At 61.5% G+C, this 7,319-nt stretch carries 8 protein-coding genes; 3 read left to right on the forward strand and 5 right to left on the reverse strand.

Annotated elements, in window-relative coordinates:
* Both MA07_RS30575 and MA07_RS01615 read right to left on the reverse strand, forming a co-directional pair.
* A partial coding sequence (locus MA07_RS30575) for a hypothetical protein (RefSeq protein WP_036346148.1) occupies window positions 1-213 on the reverse strand: 213 nt, incomplete at its 3' end.
* Window positions 214-222: 9 nt separating this feature from the next.
* Window positions 223-495 (reverse strand): hypothetical protein, encoded by a 273-nt coding sequence (locus MA07_RS01615; RefSeq protein WP_036345701.1) that lies wholly within the window; start codon window positions 493-495, stop codon window positions 223-225.
* Between the two features lie 142 nt (window positions 496-637).
* Here MA07_RS01615 and MA07_RS01620 point away from each other — a divergent pair, with 142 nt between their 5' ends.
* From MA07_RS01620 to MA07_RS30385, 3 genes are all read left to right on the forward strand, one after another.
* Entirely contained in the window at window positions 638-1,108 is a 471-nt protein-coding gene (locus MA07_RS01620; RefSeq protein WP_052002722.1) for a MarR family transcriptional regulator, read from the forward strand.
* Between the two features lie 178 nt (window positions 1,109-1,286).
* A complete protein-coding gene (locus MA07_RS01625) occupies window positions 1,287-2,282 on the forward strand; it encodes a DUF2865 domain-containing protein (RefSeq protein ID WP_052002719.1) in 996 nt (331 codons plus the stop codon).
* Between the two features lie 27 nt (window positions 2,283-2,309).
* The gene (locus MA07_RS30385) at window positions 2,310-2,723 is read left to right on the forward strand and encodes a hypothetical protein (protein WP_200879304.1); all 414 of its coding nucleotides are present in this window, start codon (window positions 2,310-2,312) and stop codon (window positions 2,721-2,723) included.
* A gap of 541 nt (window positions 2,724-3,264) precedes the next feature.
* Here the strand turns inward: MA07_RS30385 and glgX are convergent.
* The 3 genes from glgX to MA07_RS01645 form a co-directional block, all read right to left on the reverse strand.
* Complete coding sequence (gene glgX / locus MA07_RS01635) at window positions 3,265-5,505, reverse strand: glycogen debranching protein GlgX (RefSeq protein ID WP_152568683.1); 2,241 nt, start codon at window positions 5,503-5,505, stop codon at window positions 3,265-3,267.
* Window positions 5,506-5,797: 292 nt separating this feature from the next.
* Window positions 5,798-6,163 (reverse strand): response regulator, encoded by a 366-nt coding sequence (locus tag MA07_RS29910; protein ID WP_052002721.1) that lies wholly within the window; start codon window positions 6,161-6,163, stop codon window positions 5,798-5,800.
* A gap of 248 nt (window positions 6,164-6,411) precedes the next feature.
* On the reverse strand, window positions 6,412-7,260 hold the full coding sequence (locus tag MA07_RS01645; RefSeq protein WP_036346157.1) for an SDR family oxidoreductase: 849 nt from the start codon (window positions 7,258-7,260) through the stop codon (window positions 6,412-6,414).
* Between the last annotated feature and the right edge of the window lie 59 nt (window positions 7,261-7,319).

Here is a 7,319-nt window from a genome sequence, read left to right on the forward strand (position 1 = left end):
GGCCTGCGGCACCGCTGAAGCCTGCACGGTCTCCCGCTCTGCGTGGGCGGCAGCGGTCTGGAGGAACAAGGCTCCTCCACTCACCGCTGTGCCCAGCAACAGTAAGGCGCTGAGAACACGAGCAGCGGTCTCGACCCTGTCCGGCGGCTCCGGAGGTCTGAAGTAGTTCGCAGGTCGACGTGTGCGGTTGCGCATGGTGAGGATCCGGTTCATCGCATCACCTCAGTCGCATTCATGCACGATGCGGGACACGACCTTGCCCTGAGGCGTGCGATGCTTCTGCACTTCGAGGTAGCAGTTCTCGGCCAACGCGAGGCCCTGCACATCTTGCAGGCTCTCCTCGCCGTCATGGTTCTCCACGGCAGCCATCTGCATCGATGCCTCAGGTTTGGCACCCGTCTGAGGCGCTGCAAGAGCTGCGTGGCTGATCAGGAATGCGACACCGATGGTCAAAACAGCGACGCCTCTCAGGAAGGGAGCGGGGATGCGGGTCATGGCAGGCTCTCAGGAAGCTGGGGTGGAGGCCTGCCCTGGTGTGCAGGTTCAAATTCATTACCGAGCAATTGAATGACGCGCAACTATACTAACGGGCTATTCAGTGGTACGCTAACGAACATCATTGCTCCAGGAGTACACCTTGGCCAAACCGCAGCCGCTTGACCTTGCCACCATTGAAGATGGCCTTAAGCTCGACCGGCAGCTTTGTTTTGCCGCCTATTCCCTGTCGCAGGCCTTCAACCGCGTGTACAAGCCGGGGCTGGACCAGGTCGGCCTCACCTACCCGCAGTACCTTGTGCTGCTGGTGCTTTGGGAGCAGGACGACCAGATGATGAAGCACATTGGCGAGCGGCTTCATCTCGACTCAGGCACGTTGACCCCGCTGTTGAAGCGACTGGAAGCTGCCGGCATCGTGCGCCGCCAGCGGGATCCTGAGGATGAGCGACAAGTGCGGATCATTCTCACGCCTAAGGGTCACAGCCTGAAGGAGCAGGCCGCCAAGGCGCGGCACAACGTGGTCTGCGCCAGTGGCCGCTCAGCCCAGGAGATCCAGGCGCTCAGGGATGAACTCATCCGACTGCGCGACAGCCTCAACAGCTTTCTAGAATAGTCTTCCGCACCCGCCATATGCTGGGCTGATCTGCCACCATTAGCGCAAAAGCATTAGAGGTGGAACCGTGGCTTTGATCGTCGGCTTGATGATCGGCCAAGCGTCGCAGAAGGTCGCCCTCCGGCAGGATCGTGGGATCGCCCAGTGAGCTGCAGTGCTTCGGCATGGGAGGACAAGCATGCCGACGCGATCCCGCCACCTTTGGAGATCACTGCTGCCACTCGCGATTTGCATCCTGCTGCCTCTGGCTGGACGCGATACGGCTCTTGCCCAAGCATCCTCCTGCGAACGGTACAAGGGCGAACTCGCCTCCCTGAACCGCAGTGGTGCCTCATGGCGCCGGGCCGAAGCCTATGCCCAGCGGCACGCCCGCGAGATCGAGCGCCTGGCTGGGTATTATCGCACCATCGGCTGTGATCGCGGCGGCTTCTTCTTTCGCTCCCCGGAAGAGTGTGGTCCCATTGCCGGGCAGATCCGTACCCTGCAAGACAGCTACCAGTCTCTCATCAGCCAGACTGCGGATCCCTCCGCCGTTGATGAGCGCAGGCGTCAGCTCAGGGCCGCCATCAACCGGGCCTGCGACGCAGCCGAGCCTGAGGCTCTCCCAACAGCCAAGTTACAAGGCCATGGACGGCTGGTGTGTGTGCGCTCGTGCGATGGGGGCTACTTCCCCCTGGATAGCCAACCCAAGGGCAAGGAAAGTGTGGCGGCTCTGTGCAGCGCCCTGTGCCCTAACACGGAAGTCCTGGTCTTTCATGCACCTCGTGAGGGTGGCATCGAGGAGGCGGTGTCGCAGACCGGCGAGCCGTACATGAAGCTGCCCAACGCGCTGCGGTACCGGAAAGCCTATAATCCAAGTTGCTCATGCAAGAGACCGGATGAGAGCTGGGCCCATACCCTGCGCAAGGCTGAAGCCTTGATCGAGCGCAAGAAGGGCGACGTCCTGGTGACGGAAGCCCTCTCCGAGCAGATGACGAACGCTGCCCTGAAGAGGCCCAAGGCCAAACGAGACCGGTCAGAGAAACTGGTGATGGACGCGTCGGCCCTCCGGAGATCCACTTTTGAGGGTCCGGAAACCACCGGCAGCACGGGAGCCAAGACCTCGCCGTTGCCTGGGCAAGGCCGGACCATACGGGTCATAGCCCCAGACATCATTCCGGTCCCAGTGCCGTAAAGTTGAAAGCGCCGACAAGAAGGACACTTGCGCATTGCAACACGGGAGAAAGGGATTGCCTCCGTTGTAGCCAGCCATGTCCCGGCCCGCCTGCAAGCCTCGTCTGATGTACCTGCAAAGGAAGTGGTCCTCGACTTCATCTATGAGCCGGTGATCGATGAGACCGGCATCATCGGCATCTTCTGCGAAGGCCATGACGTCACGGAAACCCACCTCGCCCAGCAGGCACTTGCGCGGGAGAAGGAGCGCCTGGAGATCCTCAACCGGATTGGCTCGCAGCTTGCCTCGGAACTCGATCTCGACACCCTGGTCCAGGTTGCGACCGATGCCGGTGTGGCCCTGACAGGGGCACAGTTCGGTGCGTTCTTCTACAATGTCACCAATGAGCAGGGTGAGAGATACATGCTCTACTCGGCTTCCTGGAGCAGGGCATGGAAATGATCACCAAGCCGTTTGCCGTGGAAGCGCTCGCAATTCGTATCCGTGAGATGATCGAGCGATAAGGTGTTGCGCAACGGTCGAATAGCAACGCTCACACTCAGCGGCGCGTGGCGCTGGCGCCCAACGTCATAGGGTCCGCGTCGGGTTCGCGGTTTCGGTCGGTAAGGAGCCTCAAGACAATTCCGGCAAGTATCTCCGACGCCTTACCGGTGAGCTCGGGACAGTGAGCGCTCCTTGCGGGAAGTAGCGATAAGAGTCGATCCTGCCTCCTCGCCCGCAGCGCTCGAGCCGGCGGCTCCTCAGCAAGCTCATGCAGGCTCTGGCGACCCGTGCCGGTGAGCCGGTCGCGCCGAACAGAGCAACAGCGATCTCGGTCTCGGTCAGACCCGGACAACGGATTACAAGAGCCTCAACTTCGTCAACGACTGCCATATCGTTCCACGGATCTACAACTCGGATGACGATTGCGCCTCGGTTAAGAGCGTTGCGGTGCCCCATTCGAGGTGGTTACGGATCAACCCTTCCCTCGAACTGCGGCACGTCAACTTCCACCGGCAGCGGACGCTGGGCGGGCGGGGAACGCGACCGGGCTGGAGGTCACGGTCTCGAACCCTTCGACGACATGCTGGAAGGAGCGCTCCGCATCCGTCGGCTGCCCCCTTTGGCGCTCAGGCCTGAGGATGAACAGCAGCAACGAGCGACCTGTCACCTCGTACACATGCTCAAAATCGAATTCCTCAAGTTCATCATCCTGACCCCGGTTGGTGTCGATCAGGCGTACCCAGCGCCTTCCTCCAACCGCCTCCGGCAGGGTGAAGGGCACCACGTCCTCGTGCCCATTCAAGATCAGGAGCAGCGTCGAGTCCGACCCGAGCCGACGCACCCCAGCTTCCTGCGCCCGCCCATCCAGGAGAACTCCCATGCAGCGCCCGTTGGAATCCTCCCAGTGGTCAACCGTCATTTCGTCTCCTGCGGGCGTGAGCCACGTTACGTCCTTGACACCGAGTTCCTCGTCGTACTCGCCCGTTAGGAACCGCCCACGGCGCAGCATGGGCAGGGCGCGCCGTATGGCCAGCAGCTTCTGCACGAACTCGGCCAGGCATCGCTGATCAGGATCGAGCCTGTCCCAGTCCAGCCAGGAGATCTCGTTATCCTGGCAGTAGGCATTGTTGTTGCCGGCTTGCGTGCGTGCGAATTCGTCGCCAGCCAGCAGCATCGGGGTGCCACGCGATAGGAGAAGGGTCGCCAGCATGTTGCGCATGTGCCGGAAGCGCAGCTCGCGGATCGTGGGATCGTCGGTAGGACCCTCGACGCCATAGTTTGTCGAGAGATTATCGGAGTGTCCGTCCCGGTTGCCCTCGCCATTCGCCTCGTTGTGCTTGTCATTGTAGGACACGAGATCGTTGAGCGTGAACCCGTCATGGGCCGTGATGAAGTTGATGGAGGCCCAAGGCTTGCGCCCCCGCCTGTTGAACAGATCCGCTGAAGCGGTCAGGCGCGAAGCCAGCTCCGGCAGCTTGCCCTCCTCCCCCTTCCAGTAAGCCCGCACCGTGTCGCGGTAGCGGTCATTCCACTCCGCCCAGCCCGGCGAGAAGCGCCCGACCTGGTAGCCTCCTGGGCCACAGTCCCATGGTTCCGCGATCAACTTGACCTGGCTGAGCACAGGATCCTGCTGACAGGCATCCATGAAACGACCATCCTGATCGAAGCCGTGCGGCTCCCGGGCGAGGATCGTAGCAAGGTCGAAGCGGAAGCCATCCACGTGCATCTCCTGCGCCCAGTAGCGCAGGCTGTCACTCACGAGTTGCAGCACACGGGAGTGGCTCAGGTTGACCGTGTTCCCTGTGCCGGTGTCGTTGATGTAGTAGCGGGGATCCGGCGCCAGCCGGTAATACGAAGCGTTGTCGATGCCCTTGAACGACAGGGTTGGGCCGAGCTCGTTGCCCTCAGCCGTGTGATTGTAGACCACGTCCAGGATCACTTCGATGCCGGCGTCGTGGAGGTGGTTCACCATCTCCTTGAACTCGGCGAACGCAAAATCTGAGTTGGCCGCATAGCGGCGAGCCGGGGCGAAGAAGCCAATGGTGTTGTAGCCCCAGTAGTTCTTGAGCTCCTTCTCGGCGAGGTAACTGTCATCCACGAAGGTGTGGATGGGCAGGAGTTCGATAGCCGTGACGCCGAGTGAACGGATGTAGTCGAGCGCGGGCTGGCTGGCCAGACCTGCATAGGTACCGCGCAGCTCTTCTCGCACCGCCGGGTTGCGCATGGTGAAGCCGCGCACATGAGCCTCGTAGATGACGGTCTTCTCCCAGGCCGTTTGCAGGGGGCGGTTCCTGCCCCAGGTGAAAGCCTGATCGATCACGCGGGCCTTCATCATGAAGGGTGCGCTGTCACGGGTGTCGAATGTGAGATCGTTGGTCGTCTCCATCTGGTAGCCGAACAGCGCCGGGTTCCAGGTGATCTGACCAACGATCTGCTTGGCATAGGGGTCGAGAAGGAGCTTGTTGGGATTGAAGCGATGGCCTGCGGCGGGCTCATAGGGTCCATGAACCCGATAGCCGTAGATCGTGCCAGGGCGTGCATCCGGCAGGTAGCTGTGCCAGACCTCGTTCGTGTACTCGGACAGCTCAATCCGCTCGATCTCACGCTCGCCGCTGTCTTCGAACAGACAAAGCTCGACTTTCGTGGCATTGGCGGAGAACAAGGCGAAGTTGACGCCAAGCCCATCCCATGTGGCTCCAAGAGGGTATGGGCGCCCCTCAAGAACGCGGGACTTGCGCATGGCCTGCGGAGCGGTTGGTTGTCCTCCCGCCGGAGTGGTCTTCGTGTTCTGGAAATACATGGGTCGCCCGAACGTCTGACTGCGCTGAAAACGCACTGAGGATCTACCAACGCTGAGATTGTCGGGAAGGTCCGCTGGTCATGGACCCATGCTTCATCACGCGCTTGAACCCGGCTCCTTCACCTGCCGAGGTCCCATACTCAGCGCCTTGTGGCTGGAACAGGGAGACCGGACGGATCCTGATCTGCCGACGGGCCGGAAGGAGGCACAAGCTCCGAAGCATGGGTATGAGTTAGATCTTCTGTTTGCGGGCTCGCAGAATTTCCGCTACGATTCTGCCCGGGAGCACCGGCTTGCGGAGGGCCACGAGTTCCGGATGCCGCTGCCTGACGTGGGCCGGTAGCTCTCCGCCGGAATAGACAAACGTCGGGGCCTTGCGGGCTTGGAGCGCCTCCAGAACCGGCGTGACATCGCCATCGCTTAGATGGAGATCGAGAATCGCGGCATCGAGGCCTTGCGTCCGGATCATCTGCCGTGCCTCTCTCACGCTGCGCGCGATGCCTATGACCTCTCCTCCGGCATCCTCCATCACGTCGACGAGGGTGGCGGCGACTGAAGACTCATCCTCGACATCGAGAATCCGGATGCCGCTGAGCATGTCGAAGCTCCTCAGGTGAAATGGCCTTCCCCTGTCGGCAGAAACATTCATCCTCAGAGCTCTAAGTCCGACACCCAAGAGCCTGTTCCGGACTGATGTCACAAGGTGCCCGGAGCCGGATGAACCATCGCGATATTCCTCTCTACCCTGAACGGACTGAGCTGCTGCGGCCGGATGCCCAATCAAGATCATCCGGCAGTTCGAATCCGTACAGGAGCACATCGGCGGCGTAGGAGCTGCTGGTTTTCCTACAGCAGCGGGGTTCCGCCCGTCACGGCGTAGATGCCGCCTGTCATGTAGCTGCCCTCATCGGATGCAAGCAGAACATAGATACCAGCCAGTTCCTTCGGCTGGCCGGCGCGGCCCAGCGGGGTGTCCTGGCCAAAGCTCTTCACCTTCTCGTCCGGCATGGTGGAGGGGATCAAAGGTGTCCAGATCGGCCCCGGTGCGACTGCGTTCACCCGGATGCCCTTGCTGCCCAGCATTTGAGCCAAGCCGGCTGTGAAGTTCGAGACGGCACCCTTGGTCGAGGCATAGGCCAAGAGCATGGGGCTGGGCTTATCCGACTGGATCGACGTCGTATTGATGATCGATGATCCCGGCCGCATGTGGGGGACAGCAGCCTTGGCGAGATGGAACATGGCCTCGATATTGGTGCGGAACGTATAGCTCCATTCCTCGTCAGGGATGTCCTCAAGCTTCTCATATGTGCGCTGGAAGGCGGCGTTGTTCACCAGGATGTCGATGCGGCCGAACTCGCTCACCGCCCGGTCGATGATGGCGCGGCAATGCGCAGCCTCGGCAATGTCGCCCGGCACCAGCACGCAACGGCGCCCCGCCGCCTCAACATGCCGCGCCGTTTCGCGGGCGTCCTCGTCCTCCTGTTCGTTCAGGTAGCTGATCAGGACATCGGCGCCTTCCCGAGCATAGGCAATCGCGACCGCCCGGCCGATCCCGCTGTCACCGCCGGTGATCACGGCCACGCGACCGACAAGCTTGTCACAACCTTTGTAGCTTGTTTCGCCATGATCGGCCTGCGGCGTCATCTCCGCTTCGGTGCCAGGTGGATCTATGTGTTCCTGCTCGGACTGGCTCATAAGGGCGCTCCTGCTCGCGAAAACCCGTCAATTGCTGGGTCCTTGGGAAGTTCCCCTAC

The organism is Microvirga sp. BSC39 (assembly GCF_000739015.1).
In the GTDB taxonomy this organism is placed as follows: domain Bacteria; phylum Pseudomonadota; class Alphaproteobacteria; order Rhizobiales; family Beijerinckiaceae; genus Microvirga.